The organism is Gordonia polyisoprenivorans (assembly GCF_017654315.1).
Taxonomy (GTDB): Bacteria; Actinomycetota; Actinomycetes; order Mycobacteriales; family Mycobacteriaceae; genus Gordonia; species Gordonia polyisoprenivorans_A.
On the sequence record NZ_CP072203.1, the window covers coordinates 3977369 to 3993408 of the forward strand.

Below are 16040 nucleotides of genomic sequence, written 5' to 3' on the forward strand. Positions count from 1 at the left end.
GTGGCCGGGCGCACCGGATATGTCGGACTTACTTGACCTCGTAGACCCAGATCAGCGACGAGGTGAGCTCGCCGTCCGGTGTCCACGAGTACGGGCCGGCCAGTCCCTGGCCCTTGTAGGTCCGGATGAACTCCAGCAGCTTCGGACGCGTCGTGTTGCCCTCTTCGATGCCCTTCATCATGATCGACGCGATGTCGTAGGCCTGCACCGAGTAGACGCCGGATGCCTGGTTGAACGCCGCCTGGTACTCCTTGGCCAGCGTCGCCGGTGCCGGACCACACGGGCACGACAGGTAGGCGCCCTTGGCCGAATCTCCGGCCTGGGCAACGAACTGCGGATCGTTCGTGCCGTCACCGGAGGCGAAGGTCACGTTCGGCGCGGCCGACTTCAACTGCTGAGCCAGCGGAGCCGCCTCGGCGTAGTACCCGGCGTAGAACACGGCGTCGGGACTTGCCGCGGTCACCTTCGAGATGATCGCGGAGAAGTCGCGCTCACCGGTCTTGACGTTGCCCGAGCAGTCCGAGTCGGCAGCCGAGCCGAGCGACTTGGTGACCACCGATGCCAGACCGACGCCGTAGGCGCTGTCGTCCTCGATGACACAGACCTTCTTCTTGCCCAGGGTGTTGGTCAGGTACTTGCCGACCGCCGCGCCCTGCGCGTCGTCATTGGCCAGACCGCGGAAGAAGGTCTTCCAGCCGTTCTGCGTCAGTGCGGCATTGGTGGCCGAGGCGGTGACCGACACCAGACCGGCCTGATTGAAGATGCCGCCGGTGGCCTTGGTCTCACCCGAGAACGCCGGGCCGATCAGGCCGATGATGGAGCTGTCATTGGTGATCTGCGGGGCGACCTGGGTGGCCTTCTGCGGGTCTCCCTCGGTGTCGAAGCGCTTCAAGGTGATCTTGCAGTCGGGGTTCGCCTTGTTGTGCTGATCGACGGCCAGCTGCGCACCGTTGACGATGTTGATACCGAGTGCCGCGTTGGCGCCGGTGAGGGCGCCGGCCATGGCGATGGTCGACGGATCGCACTTGGCGCCGCCGGGCTGGGCCGGGTTCAGTGCCGCCGACTCCGCGGCCGGCGGAACCTCTTTGCCCTCGGTGTTGATCTGATTGAGAGCCGAGATCGTCAAACCCGAATTACTTGCCGACGAGCCACTCGCACCGGACCCAGAATCAGTGGACTTACTACTACACGCCGAGACTGCGAGGATTCCCGTCAGTGTCACCGCGATCGCTGCGGTCGCCATTCGACGTCGCATACTTGTTGCCTCTCATCCGCCCGCCCGGCGTCGCCGGGAGATCTACCCCGTAGATCCTGAGAGGAACATAGACCCGACGACCGACCTGCGCGGGGTAACTGAGCGAAACCGCGCAGATCGGCATTGAGCTTGTTTCAGAGATTTAACGAACGACCCGTCGAGGTCACTCCTGCGAACCGAGTGTCTCCACCACGACCTGCGCCACAGCCTTCATCGTGGTACGGCGATCCATCGCCGCGCGCTGAATCCACTTGAACGCCTCAGGTTCCGACAACGACTGCTTCTCCATCAGCAAACCCTTGGCCCGCTCGACGAGTTTGCGGGTCTCGAGACGGTCGGTCATCGACGCGACCTCTTTCTCGAGTTCGCGAAGTTCCTGATACCGACTCACCGCCACCTCGATCGCGGGCACGAGATCGGCCTTGGTGAAGGGCTTCACCAGATAGGCCATCGCTCCGGCCTCGCGGGCCTTCTCGATGAAGTCGCGCTGACTGAATGCGGTGAGCATGACCACCGGGGCCAGCCGCTTGCTCGCGATCTCGCCGGCCGCATCGATTCCGTCCCGGACGGGCATCTTGATGTCCATGATCACCAGATCGGGGGCGAGCTGTTCGGTCAGCTCGACGGCCGCCTGACCATTGGGTGCCTCACCGACGACGTCGTAGCCCTCTTCGCGCAACATCTCGATGAGGTCCATCCGGATCAGCGAGTCGTCTTCGGCCACGAGAACCTTGTGGCCTACCTGCGCTTCGTCCGGCGTCACCGGCGCACTGTCCGCCACCGTCACCATCCCCTCCTCCACGTCGAGCGATCGACCTGCGCGAACACCCAGGCCACGCCCGTCGCGCACGACGGACGATGAGGGGAAGCGTACCGGTTGGATCGCTGCTCGGCCGATCTACTAGACTCGGCTCTCGCAGCTCGACGCAGTTGCATGCCCTCGTAGCCCAATTGGCAGAGGCAACGGATTCAAAACCCGTCCAGTGTGAGTTCGAGTCTCACCGAGGGCACCATGAACCCCCTGTTCAGCAGGGGTTTTCTGGTGTCTGGGTGTCGTCCAAACGGTGTCAATGTAGCCCCCGTGCTACCCACACGGCGTGGCGTGAATGGCCCGGTAAGCTCATCCGCCTAGAATCTGCGTCAATACAGACTCGCAAGACAAAGGCGACCTCAATGACCGAGAAGCAAGACCTTGACTCCGCGATCACGGCGATGGACCGGATCGCCGAGGCAGTCAAGAAGTTCGACGATGCAGAATTGCGCGCCCAGGCGTTCGGGATTCTCAGCTCGACAGTATTCGCAAACGGTCCGGCCCAAGTCTCTCGACAGACCCCACCACCGCCACGCGACTCAGGCGATGCTGTAGAACGAGAAGCTCCAGCGGAAAAGGTCAAGCCTGCGAAGAAGGCCACTAGCAGGAAGGCCGGGGCAAAGAAGGCGAATTTCGAGGTCCCAAAAGATATTAACTTCGCGCCGGATGGGGAGAAGTCGTTCAAAGATTTTGCGGCCGAGAAGTCGCCCACCAGCAATAACGAGAAAGCGCTTGTCGCAGCATACTACCTGACTGATTACCTAAAAGAACAGGTCACCATAGGAAAAGTAATCGCCGCCTTCAGAGCTGCCGAATGGCGATCACCAGCCAATCCCGACAACAATCTACATCAGACGGGCAGCCGGGGTTGGCTCGACACTAAGGATATGTCCAACATTGAAGTGGTTTGGAGTGGACGCAACTTCGTAGAGCACGACCTTCCGAAGAAGAAACCGTAGCGCGTGATCAGTCGCGATCAGACACTCGGCCATCTTCCTGCTCCCCTTCGCATTGAATTGCTGGCCGAGTACGACAAGGTCACAACCAATTACCGTGAAAGCCGATGGGAAGCGAGCGAGCTGAACGGAGGGCGGTTCTGTGAAATCGTGTATTCGATCCTCGAAGGATATACAAGCGGTTCATACCCAAAGTCCGCATCCAAGCCGCGAAACTTCAAGCGCGCATGCGAATCTCTCGAGAACCAGTCCCAATTCTCCGACTCGGTACGGATGACGATTCCCCGCGTTCTCGTTGGGCTGTATGACATCCGCAATCGCAGGGGCGTTGGGCACGTCGGTGGTGACGTCGACGCGAATCAAATGGACGCGGAGTACGTTCTCCACGCAGTCCAGTGGATCATGGCTGAACTCGTCAGACTATTTCACAGTGTTTCGGTGAATGAAGCATCAGATACGATCACTGCAATAGTGGAGCGCACAAATCCACTGGTATGGGAGATAAACGGCAAACGTCGGATCTTGAAGCCAGGTATGAGCTTGTCGGACAGTACCTTACTTCTGATCTACTCGTCCACTGGTCCAGTTTCCGAAACAGATCTAGCAGACTGGCTCGAGCAAGACCGTTTGCCGAACTACCGTAGGGTTCTCACCCGACTGCATTCACAACGCATGATCGAGTACAGCGGCGGAGTCGCAATACTCTCACCTCTCGGCACAACGCAAGTTGAGGAGCATCTCTTAACTCCCTGATCTCCGTCGGGATAACTGGATCACGTTTGACGGCTCAGACACTGTCGACGCGCGAGCTATGGTCGGTTCGGGCAGGTTGTTGAGCGCGCCGCCGTCTTCACTCGGTATCCAGTCGCCGTAGGTGTCCAGTGTCAGGCTGTAGTGCGCGTGGCCGAGCCATTGCGACACCTGCATGAAGTGGACCCCGGCCGATAGCTGCATGGTGGCGAACGTGTGGCGGCTGTAGTCGTGCAGGCGGACGCCTCGCTGGGCGGGCTGGCCGTCGCGGGCCGGGCAACTTACCGGCAAACCGCTCTCAACCAGCGCCGGAGCAAGAATCGTCTCGAACCACGTCCCCAACTCGGGCGGCTGCGACCAATCCAGCTCGGCCACGGTGCGCTCACCCTTCACCCGGCGTCCGCCGTTCTTCCGCGACGGCCACAACGACGCTGTCGGCTCGTCGGCGCGGGGATGCTCCACAACGTAGGCGCGCACCCGTTCGGCCAGCCACGGCGGCAAGGGCACCGACCGACGCGACTTGCGGCTCTTCGGGGTGCTCGTCACCCACTGCCCGCCCTTCCGATCCTTGGTGCGCCGGACATGCACCGTGCAGAGAGTGGTTCCGGACACGTCTGGGCCGGGGCGCGTGGTGAAATCCATGTCCTGAATCTCCAACCCGGCGCATTCGGCCTTGCGTAGTCCCGAGTACGGCAGGAAGTGCGCCAGCAACTCGTAGACCGGATACCGCTCCCCCACGATTCGGGCCACTGCGGCGATCTGCTCGGCGGTCAGCGGGTGATGCTGGAACGCTTCGCGGTCGCCCACGGCGTGCCCGGTGCTGAAATCCACCTGCTCGGTCGGGCTGACAGGGATAGCGCCGTGTCGCGTCGCGTACTTGAGGACTGCCCTCAGCGCGAGCCAGGCGTGCTTCACGGTTTTCGGGGCGAGGTTGCGCGCTGCCAGGTCAGCGAGGAAGTGCTCGCAGTCCCGAGGGCTGACACTGGCGACAGCCTGACCGCCGAATCGCTCTAGCGAGTAGCGCCGCAACACCTTCTCGTAATCGTCGAGGGTGCGCTGCTTCAACCGACCCTGAGCCACCTTGACCTGCTGGCTCTCGATCCACGCCTGCGCGTAGTACCCGAAAGGCAAGTCACCAGCCTTCCGCTGTTCGGCCAGGGCGCTTGTCTGTCCGGTGTGCCGAGCCAGATTCAGTTCGTCGCGACGGGCCTCGGCGTCCTCGCGGGTTCCAAACGATTCCTGTCGGTTGCGGGTGCGCTTGCGGCCGTCCGGCATCGCCGCGTCAAAAGGAACTGGCAGCCCGTAGGCGTCGCGCTCCACCTCCTTCCAGATGACGCGATACGTCTTGACCGGCTTCCCGCGCTTGCGGTCCTTGGTCTCGTAGGTCTTGATCCACGCCATTACGCGGCCTCTTTCGCTTGTTCGATGGACTTGCAGATACGGCGGACGGTGGTGGCCTGCCAGGTAGGACGACCCGCTGGGCTGAGTTCGCCTGCTGCGGTGAGTTCGGCGGCGATAGCACCGAAGCTGAGGCCCTCTTCTCGCATCCCGACGATGCGACGAGCCACGACGGTGGACACGAGGCGCGGCCTGCCGAGCGTGACGCCTTGAGCCTTCTTCGCTGCGAGCGCTGCCTTGGTGCGCTCCCCGATGAGACGCCGCTCGAACTGGGCGAACGTCGCGAGCATGTTGGCCATCGCTTCGCCGCTGGCCGTGGTGGTGTCGACCTGGACGTCGAGCATGATCAGCGACCAACGCTGTGTGCGGGCGCGCTCCATGATCTCGGCGGCGTGGACAACGCTACGAGCGAGCCGGTCCAGCTTGGTCACCACGAGCCCGTCAGCAAGACCCGCCGACAACTGGGCCAGAGCGCTACGTAAGCCGGGATTGACCTGCGAACCGGACAGCCCCTCGTCCCGAAGGATGGTCAGTTCCCAGCCTCGGCGCGCGGCTTCGGCGTGAAGCGCGGCCTCCTGAGCCTGAATGCCAAGGCGGCTGTCGGCCTGCTCTTCAGTGCTCACTCGCACGTACCCGATCATCACTTTCGCTTCGTTCATTTCCTTTGTCTCCCTTGGTGGTTGAGGCTCTAACGTCCGTTTGCGCCTTACGCCTCAGCCTACTTTCGAGTGACATAGATCACAATCTATTCGGAACTGGAATAGCTTGTCCGACAGAGCAATTGACTCGTTTTGCCGTTGAGATGGGGCGTGAGGTGCGCGGGTGCCGCACCGGCGTCATTGGGCCGTCGGTGGCGACGCCAGAGGGCCGAGACACCCCTCGCCGTGGGTGGCGCTGGCCTACGGCGCGGGCGGGCGTTGGTCCGCAGCACGCAACTGTTCGAGGGCGTCTTCCATCGGCAACAGCTTCCTCGGCACGCGAGGCCCGACCACCGGAGGGGACGACGACTCAGCCGACGCGGACACCGGCTCGGCGTCGTCTTCCTCGTCGCGCACTTCCGCAGCCAGGGCGCGGTCGTCGAGGCGCTTCACCGCGACAATCTCGTCGTACACCCATCGCGGGTATACCTTTGGCACGTAAGGCTTTCCGTAGTCGCCAGTGAATCTTTCGTGCCGTCCCGAATCCGTTCTGCCCGAACGCTTTCCACGCTTACTCGTCATCGTCCCAATTCCCTTCTGCTCGAACGCTTTCCACGCCCAACTTTGTAGTGATCCGTCTCGCGCGGAGCTTGTGTCTCTCTCCACGATGTGCTCCAAATCAGGCCGTTTGGCCGCTGGTTTGTACCAACCTTTGCCTCAACGACAATTCCCTGTTGTCGGAGGACTCGTTGTTGCTGTCGGTTCGAACACGGTCGGCCTGCACTCTGGTGAGTGCGGAGTCCGTGCGCCCCTCTCGATTCCTGCGGCCCGTATCCGGGATCGTGATGTGCGTTGACCCATGCACCCATGCTGGGCATAGGTAGCGCCCACCACCCCGGCCCGGCACCCGTGCCACCCCACCACCCATGCGCCCCCTACGGGGGCTGGCATGGGTGGGTTGGGGTGTGGCCCTGCACCCATGCGGCATGGGTCCAGCATGGGTCGGCATGGGTATGGTTTTCGGGCCTCTCGACGCGTCATCTCTCCCCATCCTCGACTGTCTCAACAAAGCCTTTCGGGCGAGTTCGGCCACGGCGAATCTTGTCGGGCTTGCCTGCAGAGCCGGGCTCAAGGACCAGATAGCCCCGAGCCACACACCGGTCGATCGCCTTGATCGTGTTCGCGTGCCCGATCCCGGTGTCGGCCTCTTTCAGCTTCTGCTTCGACACCCATGCGTCAGCACTGTCCTTGCCTGCGAGCATCTTCCAGGCGGCGCAAGCGATCTTCAGATCGTCGTGGACTTGCCGGTCGGCCACCTTGCCGCCGCTGTTCTCATCTACTCGCAGCGTTCGGGTGGCACGGTCGTAGGTCAGGTTCAGCCGGTCCACCACGTCGATACGTCCCACTCCCGACAGATAGCGTCGGTCGTCGGGCGGGAAGTCGCCCGGTTTGCCGCCATGCTCGTAGGACAAGATCACTTCGGGATCACCCTCGATGGCCGACGATCCACGCGCCCGTGCCCTCATCCCTTCCACGCCATGACCGGCGTGATGGATAACGAACGCCGCACGACATCCGGCCTCTTTCATAATCTCTCGCAGCGCCGCCCAAAACGGATTGACGTCCTCGGCCTTGTCCTCGTTTCCGCGAATGATCTTTGAGAACGGGTCAAGAACCCAGAACTTCACGTCGTTGTCGCGCAGCCAAGTGATCGCCCACTCTCGCCACACGGGGACTTCGATATCGACGTGATCGCCTACGCAGTGATAGAAGTGCACCCGCGCGGCGTCAGCCTCATCGTCGAATACGCCGTGCTCGCGGCACCAATGCTCATAGGTCGCGGTGGACACCTCCGCGTTCCAAATGCCGACGTTGCCGGTGTCGAGGTGTGTAGTCAGTTTCCCGAAGAGTGGCTGGCCCGAGACGACAGCTTTCACGATATTCACGCCGACGGTGGACTTACCGGTCTTGTTCTGCGCAGACAGCAACGTCACGCCCTCGCCAATCACCAACCCTTCGACCAAGTGCGGCGGCTCCACAGCCGGATCGTTGATCGCCGTCAGCCCACTACGAGTAATCGGCGCTCGCCACTCCCGGACCGCTCGGTTCCGGCGGGCGATCTCCTGGGCCTCCATTCGCATCTCGGCCTCGACCGCCAGCTGCGCGACACGATGCTCGCGGGTGTCGGCCTCCGACCGCAACGGATCGGCGAAACCCTTCTTCACCAGATCGCTTGCCGCAGCTTCCATGTCACCGTCGAAGTTCAGCTGCGCGTACGCACCGAACTTGCTGTACGTCTCGTCATCGCCGGTCTCGAACACCGTGGACGACGAGAACACGTACAGCAGGCCACTACCGTCGAAGTTGGTGGTCGCGCTCGTCCCTGAAGCCTTACCGGGGCGTGTCCACCGATCGCTCTCAGCGGTGCTGTGATCGCGCCGCCACCCATGCGGACACAGAATCTCGTCCCAGGTAGTCACCGCCGCCCACGCATCACCCGGACGCGCACCTGGCACGCCCTGTCCAACACGAGAGCTCAGCTCGGACCGACGCTCGCTCTTCGCAGCTTTCGGAACCCGCTGATCCTGCAGACGCGCCATCGAAAACATCGTGTCTCGCAGGTCGGCCGACACCTCATGCAACCGGTCAGGAGCCGGCGACAACAGACCACCGACGTAACCGCCGCCGCGACGCCGCTCAGCCAGCGCACGATCTAACAACACCACGCCCTTATCGGGATCGAGCCGCCAATTCCGCAGAGGCTCGGCCACCAAGTACTCCGGCAGACTGGATCGCTCGTAAGGGCGACCGGTGGCGTGAACAGCAGGATCACCACCGGCCACCACCGCAAACCCGCCCACCCCGCGCGTCTCAATCAGCACCATCGAGGTTTTGGCCGCGCCATGCTCAAAGCCTTTGAACACCGCGCTGTCCTCGTTGGACTTATCGACGCAGGCCAACCGGGTATTTCTCCCCGGCTCGGGGGTCCGGTAGATCAGATGCCATCCACCGCCACCGCTGCGAGCCAAATAACCGTCGCAAATCTTGCGGAGGTCGTCGGCATGTCCTTCGGCCACCATGTCGCGGACCCACCGCACGAACACCGGCTCGGTCTCAAACTCCAACAGCTCAATCCCACCGACACCGGTAACAATCCCCAGCCCGCGATGCAGGCCGAACCACGTCTCGATCTGCGCCTCGCTGGGTTGTTCGGATTGATACCGCTTCCATTCCGTCGCGGGAGCCTTGCTGCCATCAACCCGCATAGGAATCGGGGCGGAACCGAGTTCTCGCCAACGCTGCGCTGTCGCCTTAATTCGGTTCTGGCCCTGCCTATTACGGTCTAGCTTCGGATTGTGGGCAGGAGTATCGTTGCTCACGTCTGGCCTTTCAGATGTGTGTAGAGGTGCGGAGACCGCCGACCGTCCTGCCCAACAAGACCGGTCGGCTATCGCCGCGTCAGAGTTAGACTCCGTTGCGCCACAACGGAGGTAAGCTGTTAGTGATCGGTAGCGCTGGTCACAGGAGAAGTCCCCGCTCTCCACGAGGCCCGCTCTTCGCCCAGCGTTGAGCGGGCCTCACCCGTTGAGAAGCCCTGCGGGGTGCCGCTACGGCCTACCGCCACCGCCAGCCCGCCACGCGACCTGTCAGACGCCGGGGACAGCCGTCGCAAGGGCCGCACTACCGGCGCGGGCACGCCGCACACGACCTCGTCAACGATCTCGAACGCCTCCACCAGACGGACGCCGCGCCTCCGGGACACCAGCCACTCCCGACCCCGCTCGTCTACCGCGATCCTCACGCCCCACCGCCACACGATCTTCTTCACGAAGCCCAACAGAAGGTCCGGATTCTTCGGACACGCCGCCCCCGCCACGATCGCCGTCTTCATCACAGCCTCCGCTCATCAGGGAATCCGGCCAGAAACAGCCAGTCGTCCCAGCCACGGAGCCACGTCAGGCCGACGGGCATGTCGTTGCGGAACCGCGACTCGCAGCGGTCGCAGCACGCCATGATCCTGGTGACGCCACCGCAGCCGAGCAACAGATAGGTGTCCAGGCGGACCTTTGACTTTGTGTCACAGAAGAAGCAGTCGTGAACGTAGAGAGCACGGCACACGAGTTCGGCCACTCGCTTCGGCGTCCAGTACGCGCTAACCAGAAACTCCAGGTTCCCGGCGTCCTTCACGCCGTAGACGACCACCGTCTCAATGGGACTGCCGCCGTACGCCGCAATGTCCGCAGCCTCGTCGTGTTCGTACTCGCAACGCAGAAACTCCGTGACGCCACCGCTCTCTCGTTTGGCCTGCTCCACCGACAGCCGCCGCAACTCGGTCTCGGATCGGCGGCGCAGAGGCAGGATTCTCCGCCCGCAGTTTGCCAAGGTGTACGAAGCCACCGGACCACGAGCCGGAACCACCGGCATCTGCTGCGCCCGAATCATCGCCTGAGCGGTCGGCAGGTAGTTCGCCGCCTCCGGCGAGAACCAGACCTCCGGGTCGTGCGCGTTGCGGGGGTGGTTCACGCGGTCTACAGCGTCGGCAATCGGGTCGGCACCCGGTTCAAACTCTCCGAAGGCAGGAAATCTCACTGGTCCTCCCCGGCGACAGGCCGAGCCAGCGACTCGATGAAGCGGACCACGCCCGCCGGACTGTAGGCGTTCTTGGCCGATAGCTTGAACACCTGGATACGACGCGCTTCGGTAGCCCGCCTGACGAGGCTCCGTGTTAGGTCGACGCCCAACTCTTCACGGGCAAAACGGATTACAGCTTCCACGCCGACAAGCATCGGTTGTTCGGACCACACCCGATTCGCGGGCTGCCGATACGGGTCTCGGGGCGGTTGCTGAGGAGCGCCTGCCGGTCGGGCCGGGGCGACTCGTGCTGCTTGGGACATGATTGAGCCTTTCAGGATCTGACGAGGGCTCTGCTCGGTTGGTGAGGCGGCTATCGCTTGCCGCCGTACGTCACGTGCGCAGATATCTCTGGGTCAAATCCGGAGCCAATCTGTCCAAGTAGTCGTCCTGTCGTGCTCCGCCTAAAGCGGCTGTCCCTGGGACGCCTCAGCTATTCCGGTAAACTACACCGCTTGGCCGGTGCACCACCTACCCTACAGCATTGCGCACCTATTGCCAAGCGCAGCGTACCCCATAGTCGTTGGTGCGCAACAGAATCCGAGCGTACAAGGTAGGTTCGGCTCTCATTTGGTCGCTGAGACATTTTCGGGGCCCGCCCCGCCACTCAGGCACCCCAACGGCGCGGCAAAAAAGTGATGAGAGTGGTTCGCGTGAAGGACGTAGCTCTGCAGATTGCTATTGCGCTACTGAGTGAGAGTGCCGCCGATCGTCTCCTGAGCAGCCTTGCAGGCGATGTCGCCCGGTCCGCCGCTATCGCCATCCGGGCACTCAACAATCCAGTTTGCGTCAGAGACGTATGCGGACTTGGTCGGACCCCGACGAATGCTGTTCCCGGCCGTCTTGGTCTGCAGAGCGCTCTGAGCTTGCGCGGGCTCACCGAACGTGAACGCGTAGACGTAGATACCTCCGCCGTTCTCCGGTCCGGTCTTGCATTTCGCTGCCGACTCAATGAACTCGGTCTGCGCGGGCATGACCTGTTCGTCAGTGCATACAAACCCCTTGCCCGTCAGGTCTGCGATCAAGTCCAGGGCGATCGGCCATTCGGCGCTACCGACGGACGGCGCAGCCGCAACCGACGACGAGCCTGCCGACGGCTGCTGGTCGTCACTGCATCCAGCACTCGCCAGCACCAGGAGTCCAACACCGACGGTGGTAAGTAATGCGCGCTTCATGGATCTCCCTTTTGTTCACTTGGTTGGTTCGACAGATATCTAACACCACCAGCCGATACGATGATTACACTCTGGACGGTTACAGTCGGGACGTATGGAGTAGGGCTCCGTGCCCGCCGACGTCAAACCTCCCCACAACGCCACCCTCGCGGCGTTCGGTGAGCGCGTGCGCGCACGTCGGCATGAGCTCGGTTGGAGTCAGGAAGTCGCCGCCGATCACATCGGCATTCACTGGACACACCTCGGCCAGGTAGAGCGCGGCCAACGTAGTTCCCGCATCGAGAACGTCTTGAAGATCGCGGCCGGTCTGGATACGACGCCAGGGCGCTTGCTGGACGGCCTACCGTCCGAATAGACGAACCGTCTTATGCCCCCTCGGAGTGTCCGGGGCCGACGCTATCGTCAGGGGATGACCAACGATCCAGACGACGACGTTACTGTCGAGGAAGTCTACAAATCTCCGTTCGGTATCGAGATGGAGCGGCGCAAGGCGCACATCGAAGCCTTGCCAGGCGCACGATTCAAGGAAGACCTGGAAGCACTGAATCGTGCCTCCTATGTGTTCGGTACTAACGGTCAGGAGCTTGCCGCGCACGTCTGGAGATTCGTTAACTCGCAGATGAACGTGCAGAATCTCGACGACCAGTACGTGAACGAACTGGTGCGTCTTCTTCACAACTACCTAACGTCTGTCTCATCGCTCATCGACGCGCAACGCGTCGTCGTGCGGCATTGCTGGCCGGACGAGAAAGACCCCGAAAGGGTTGCTTTCCAAGCAGAATATGACAAACAACGCACGGGCACGTTCGAGACTGACGAAGCCGCCTTTGTAACCAAGCTGCGGAACTATTGCACTCACTACGCGATCCCCCTCCCTGGCCTCGGCACGAGTATCAGCCACTCCTGGGGTGGCCCTGTAATTCAGGTGAATACGCTCCAACTTGATCGGGATAGACTCCTTCGATGGAGCGGATGGGGAGGATCCGCAAAGAGCTATCTCGGAGCCCAGCCTGACAAGTTCGACCTCGCCCCGATCATCGAGCGCTATATGGCCGCAACTCGTACGTTCTACGAGTGGTTCTGGAACGAGGTAAACGAACGCAACCGCTCAATCCGCGACGAGTTGCAAGAGAAAGCAAAAGAGCTGTTCCTCTGGCATCAAGAATGCAATTACATGCCCGATTGGTTCCACGAGGGTCGGGAATCTGGCCCACCAGGCTGGAGTGCCGCCCGAGACCTCGCGCATCTACGAGCTGAGCGTTTCGCCTACGGAACTCGCGGGTACGTCGCGCATATCGTGACGCGGGATGGTGTGATCGAAATGCGAGAGGACCCCTGGTGGCCATTCCCGGATCGCGTGTAGCGAGCGAGAACCCCGCCTCGCCGGTCCAGGACAGGTCGGTGAGGCGGGGTCTCGTGAGGACGCCCCCGGCTTGGGGTTCGGGGACGTCCTCGGCACGGGCGGGACAAGTCGACCGCGGTGCCAGGAGACGGACAAGTCGACGTCTCCTTCTAGCGAGAGAACCGAGGCTCCCGCTAGTTCTCGGCGGGTTGGGCGTTCAACCCGCCCGCTTGGTGGCCGCGCTGCGGCCCGTCTGGGGCGGCTGAGCTCTCGGTAGGCCGCTCTGCGGGGTGCGCCGGGTGCCCGTGGGTAGGTAGCGGCACCTCAACGCTTCAACCGGGTTCCGGCCGGCGATCGGTACCGAATTTTCATGGTGCCGAGGAGCTTGCCGACCTTGTAGCCAGCTGTGGTGGTGGCGGCGACATAGGCCGCCGACGCTGGAATGGTGTGCGGCACCGCTCGCGGTGCTGGAGCCAGAAACCCGACAGCCGCGCCCGCGAGAGCAGCCCGACGAACCGTGCGCTTGCGGCGCGCCTTGGCCGACCGGTGAGCCGCCGCGATCTCGGTGACGCCGTCTTCCGCGCGTCGTAGCGCGGCCTCGGCCTCGTCCAGCGCACTCAGCACCCGCTTACCGGGGGTCGCAGCGAAGCGGCCCCGGCTGTCGCGGATGTAGTTGCGCGCCTTCATGACGAACTCGGACGATTGCGCAACGCTCGGCGCTGTGTCAGTTCATCGGACATTGCTGCAATCGCCTCGGCGGTCTCCGCATTGACCTTGGGAGCCTTGCTCTGATAGCGACCGCCCTCGCTCGGCGGCGCGTCTTCGAGGCCCGGCGGGGTTAAACCGTCCCAGGAGAACTCGGAGGGAAACTCGGATTTGGCCGACATGTCGGCGCTACTTCCAGTTCCAGGTAGGAGCTTCGTACGCGCCCGAAGCTTTGACCTGCACGATGCACGCTGCGCCTCGGTACCGGACGCCCGTCCCGAACGAACGCTGGAAGAAGCTGTCCTGCAGCGGGTAGCGTTGATCTCTCCCTGGAATCATGCGCAAACCCCGGTACGCGGCGTTGGCGTGTTGCCGGAACGCAACCGGGTTGACGCCGCTGTTCACGCCACCGGTCGCCACGACGGCAACGTAGCCCTGCGGCAGGAAGTGCGACAGGACAACCCACGCCGGACCGTACGAACCGCTGACTTCCAGGCCGGACCACTCGGCGGGCGCGATCTGCCCGACGACGGTCTCGCTCGTGAGGTACGGGATGGAGCTGTTCGACGGGATGAAGTCATATTTGGAGACAATTCCGTTGGTGGTCTGCCCCGCCCTGAACTGCGCGATAACCTCGGACTCTCGGGGGTGGCACAGCACGATCAGCCGCGAAGCGCCGTCGATGCCGAAGCCCTTGGACGTGACCTGATTGATCGCGTCGGTGAGGTCGCCGGGATCGAGCGCGGTATTGCCGGACACGAGGTAGTGCGACGTGTTCGACGGAAAGTCTTGGCCCGCGAACGACGGTGGGGTGATCCCGTCCGTCCCGGTGTAGAGGCCATAGGCAGTCTGCCCGACGTCGTTGAGGACGGGAGCCGGATCGAACAGCCGCCGCAACAGCGTCCCGGTGATGAGTCGATTATCGGATTCCATGGCCCGATTGACGAGGTCGTAGACTTGTTCGGCGGTGGCGCTACGGAGGAATTTCCAGGTCGCCCGCGTGGCCAGGTCGTAGTCCTTGAAGGTATAGCCGACGATCAGCGCGTCCGGAGCGGTCGCGATACTCTGCGGCTCGCCGAATTCCGAGGCTTCCTCGAAGTGGTCCCCGCCGATGGTCTGCGGGATAGCGTCACCGACGGCGATGGTCGGGTAGCTGATCAACGCGGCCAAGGCGGTGCGCTTCCGATTCCAGGCCGACATGACCTGATTCGCCTCGTCCCAAATGACGTTGAGATCAACGCCGTCGGCCGTCTTGTTGACGAGGACGTCGCCTTGCGTGCTGTAGCCGCGAGCGTTGTCGCCGCCGAACGCGAAGAACTGCGCCGGGGCGGGTTGGATGGTGGACATGCTGCGAAACTCCGATTCGGTAGTAGATGAAAGCGAGAAATCCGCGACGTCTGGTCGACGGAAGCTCGGCCCTACCGAACTGGATGTGAAGTTGTCGGCGGAAACCCTCACGCCGTAGAACTTGCGGACGCTCACCAAACGAACCGCGAGCCGGTGCCGGGTACTGCCCAGCGATGCCGTACTGCCCGCCACCCTATGCCCCGCCCACGGCTCATCGCTAGCCTCAGCGCACCGAGTGACGCGCCGCTGCCATGCCACCCCCGTACTACCCACACGCGCCATCTCAACGGTGATCTAGCGGTAGCCGCTACTGAGCAATAGGTAGCGATTCATGCGGCCCTACCTGCGTCGATTCCTGCTGGTCGGCCTCGTTCGCGCTGGTCACCACGTCACCCAAATCGCACACCGCAGGTTTTCAAAACCCGTCCAGTGTGAGTTCGAGTCTCACCGAGGGCACGCGAAACCCCTGTTCATCAGGGGTTCGACTTCTCATCATCGGGTACGCCCCTATCGAGCAAGTCATCCTGACTTCCACTGTCCGCGAGGACACAACAACATCAGCGAACCCAAATCTGTGAGACTCGCAACCGTGAGTACGAATCGCACAGGACCATTCTGGGACGTCATCAACGGGTCTGCACCGCCGGCTCCGGCGGCCGCCCTGCTCGGCTGGACGCTGCGCGCGATCGATCCCGAAGCGGGCACCACCGAGGTCGGGTTCTCGGTGGATGAGCGTTTCACGAACCCCGCCGGCCATGTGCAGGGCGGATTCCTGGCCGCTATGCTCGATGACACGCTCGGACCTGCTCTTGTCGCCACGCTCGGGCCAGATCAGTGGGCACCGACAGCCTCATTGCACGTCCAATTCCTCGCACCTGCACAACCTGGCCAGTTCGTCGGTCACGGCCGCATCGTTCGTAAGGGCAACACCATCGCGTTCCTTGCCGGCGAACTGCTCACTCCGAGCGGAACGATCGTGGCCACGGCCAATGCCACGACAACGATCCGCTCGGCACGAGCACGTTAGCGCC

16 protein-coding genes and 1 tRNA gene are annotated in these 16040 nt (G+C 62.8%); 6 read left to right on the plus strand and 11 right to left on the minus strand.

What is annotated here, in order from left to right; all coding sequences use genetic code 11:
• Positions 1–28: 28 nt before the first annotated feature.
• Entirely contained in the window at positions 29–1255 is a 1227-nt protein-coding gene (locus tag J6U32_RS17930) for a branched-chain amino acid ABC transporter substrate-binding protein (RefSeq protein WP_208791509.1), read from the minus strand.
• Positions 1256–1418: 163 nt separating this feature from the next.
• Entirely contained in the window at positions 1419–2045 is a 627-nt protein-coding gene (locus J6U32_RS17935) for an ANTAR domain-containing response regulator (protein ID WP_208791510.1), read from the minus strand.
• Between the two features lie 146 nt (positions 2046–2191).
• On the opposite strand from J6U32_RS17935, the gene J6U32_RS17940 reads away from it, so the two are divergent.
• The 3 genes from J6U32_RS17940 to J6U32_RS17950 all read left to right on the plus strand — a co-directional run bounded on the left by J6U32_RS17940 (position 2192) and on the right by J6U32_RS17950 (position 3775).
• Positions 2192–2268: transfer RNA gene (locus tag J6U32_RS17940), tRNA-Leu, on the plus strand.
• A 160-nt stretch (positions 2269–2428) separates the two neighbouring features.
• Complete coding sequence (locus tag J6U32_RS17945) at positions 2429–3025, plus strand: hypothetical protein (protein ID WP_208791511.1); 597 nt, start codon at positions 2429–2431, stop codon at positions 3023–3025.
• Between the two features lie 3 nt (positions 3026–3028).
• Positions 3029–3775 carry a hypothetical protein gene (locus J6U32_RS17950; RefSeq protein ID WP_208791512.1) on the plus strand — a complete coding sequence of 249 codons (747 nt, stop codon included), beginning with the start codon at positions 3029–3031 and terminating at the stop codon, positions 3773–3775.
• Here the strand turns inward: J6U32_RS17950 and J6U32_RS17955 are convergent.
• The 6 genes from J6U32_RS17955 to J6U32_RS17980 form a co-directional block, all read right to left on the minus strand.
• A complete protein-coding gene (locus tag J6U32_RS17955) occupies positions 3764–5173 on the minus strand; it encodes a tyrosine-type recombinase/integrase (RefSeq protein ID WP_208791513.1) in 1410 nt (469 codons plus the stop codon). The two genes, J6U32_RS17950 and J6U32_RS17955, sit on opposite strands and share 12 nt — an antisense overlap.
• Positions 5173–5829: a recombinase family protein gene (locus J6U32_RS17960; RefSeq protein ID WP_244332104.1), complete on the minus strand. Its 657-nt coding sequence runs from the start codon at positions 5827–5829 to the stop codon at positions 5173–5175. Before J6U32_RS17960 ends, J6U32_RS17955 begins: the two co-directional genes overlap by 1 nt.
• Positions 5830–6069: 240 nt before the next feature.
• The gene (locus tag J6U32_RS17965) at positions 6070–6282 is read right to left on the minus strand and encodes a hypothetical protein (RefSeq protein WP_208791514.1); all 213 of its coding nucleotides are present in this window, start codon (positions 6280–6282) and stop codon (positions 6070–6072) included.
• A gap of 563 nt (positions 6283–6845) precedes the next feature.
• Positions 6846–9188: an AAA family ATPase gene (locus tag J6U32_RS17970; protein WP_208791515.1), complete on the minus strand. Its 2343-nt coding sequence runs from the start codon at positions 9186–9188 to the stop codon at positions 6846–6848.
• A 511-nt stretch (positions 9189–9699) separates the two neighbouring features.
• The gene (locus J6U32_RS17975; RefSeq protein ID WP_208791516.1) at positions 9700–10398 is read right to left on the minus strand and encodes a hypothetical protein; all 699 of its coding nucleotides are present in this window, start codon (positions 10396–10398) and stop codon (positions 9700–9702) included.
• A gap of 728 nt (positions 10399–11126) precedes the next feature.
• Positions 11127–11615 carry a hypothetical protein gene (locus tag J6U32_RS17980; protein ID WP_208791517.1) on the minus strand — a complete coding sequence of 163 codons (489 nt, stop codon included), beginning with the start codon at positions 11613–11615 and terminating at the stop codon, positions 11127–11129.
• 109 nt (positions 11616–11724) lie between these two features.
• Between J6U32_RS17980 and J6U32_RS17985 the strand changes: the two genes are divergently transcribed.
• Both J6U32_RS17985 and J6U32_RS17990 read left to right on the plus strand, forming a co-directional pair.
• On the plus strand, positions 11725–11970 hold the full coding sequence (locus J6U32_RS17985; RefSeq protein WP_208791518.1) for a helix-turn-helix domain-containing protein: 246 nt from the start codon (positions 11725–11727) through the stop codon (positions 11968–11970).
• Positions 11971–12024: 54 nt separating this feature from the next.
• Positions 12025–12978 (plus strand): hypothetical protein, encoded by a 954-nt coding sequence (locus J6U32_RS17990; protein ID WP_208791519.1) that lies wholly within the window; start codon positions 12025–12027, stop codon positions 12976–12978.
• A 303-nt stretch (positions 12979–13281) separates the two neighbouring features.
• Here the strand turns inward: J6U32_RS17990 and J6U32_RS17995 are convergent, their stop codons facing one another.
• From J6U32_RS17995 to J6U32_RS18005, 3 genes are read right to left on the minus strand one after another with little or no spacing between them, the layout of a single operon-like run.
• The gene (locus tag J6U32_RS17995) at positions 13282–13644 is read right to left on the minus strand and encodes a hypothetical protein (protein WP_208791520.1); all 363 of its coding nucleotides are present in this window, start codon (positions 13642–13644) and stop codon (positions 13282–13284) included.
• A complete protein-coding gene (locus tag J6U32_RS18000) occupies positions 13641–13844 on the minus strand; it encodes a hypothetical protein (RefSeq protein WP_208791521.1) in 204 nt (67 codons plus the stop codon). The genes J6U32_RS17995 and J6U32_RS18000 overlap by 4 nt, the downstream gene beginning before the upstream one ends.
• A 7-nt stretch (positions 13845–13851) precedes the next feature.
• Entirely contained in the window at positions 13852–15009 is a 1158-nt protein-coding gene (locus J6U32_RS18005; RefSeq protein ID WP_208791522.1) for a hypothetical protein, read from the minus strand.
• A 589-nt stretch (positions 15010–15598) separates the two neighbouring features.
• Between J6U32_RS18005 and J6U32_RS18010 the strand changes: the two genes are divergently transcribed.
• Positions 15599–16036, plus strand: a complete 438-nt coding sequence (locus tag J6U32_RS18010) for a PaaI family thioesterase (RefSeq protein ID WP_208791523.1) — start codon at positions 15599–15601, stop codon at positions 16034–16036.
• Positions 16037–16040: the final 4 nt, after the last annotated feature.

What these genes read in the sequence shown, in the direction of transcription:
- J6U32_RS17930 (WP_208791509.1), bottom strand. Translation starts at nt 1,255, where the DNA reads ATGCGACGTCGAATGGCGACCGCAGCGATCGCGGTGACACTGACGGGA.
- J6U32_RS17935 (WP_208791510.1), bottom strand. Translation starts at nt 2,045, where the DNA reads ATGGTGACGGTGGCGGACAGTGCGCCGGTGACGCCGGACGAAGCGCAG.
- J6U32_RS17945 (WP_208791511.1), top strand. Translation starts at nt 2,429, where the DNA reads ATGACCGAGAAGCAAGACCTTGACTCCGCGATCACGGCGATGGACCGG.
- J6U32_RS17955 (WP_208791513.1), bottom strand. Translation starts at nt 5,173, where the DNA reads ATGGCGTGGATCAAGACCTACGAGACCAAGGACCGCAAGCGCGGGAAG.
- J6U32_RS17960 (WP_244332104.1), bottom strand. Translation starts at nt 5,829, where the DNA reads ATGAACGAAGCGAAAGTGATGATCGGGTACGTGCGAGTGAGCACTGAA.
- J6U32_RS17980 (WP_208791517.1), bottom strand. Translation starts at nt 11,615, where the DNA reads ATGAAGCGCGCATTACTTACCACCGTCGGTGTTGGACTCCTGGTGCTG.
- J6U32_RS17990 (WP_208791519.1), top strand. Translation starts at nt 12,025, where the DNA reads ATGACCAACGATCCAGACGACGACGTTACTGTCGAGGAAGTCTACAAA.
- J6U32_RS17995 (WP_208791520.1), bottom strand. Translation starts at nt 13,644, where the DNA reads ATGAAGGCGCGCAACTACATCCGCGACAGCCGGGGCCGCTTCGCTGCG.
- J6U32_RS18000 (WP_208791521.1), bottom strand. Translation starts at nt 13,844, where the DNA reads ATGTCGGCCAAATCCGAGTTTCCCTCCGAGTTCTCCTGGGACGGTTTA.
- J6U32_RS18005 (WP_208791522.1), bottom strand. Translation starts at nt 15,009, where the DNA reads ATGTCCACCATCCAACCCGCCCCGGCGCAGTTCTTCGCGTTCGGCGGC.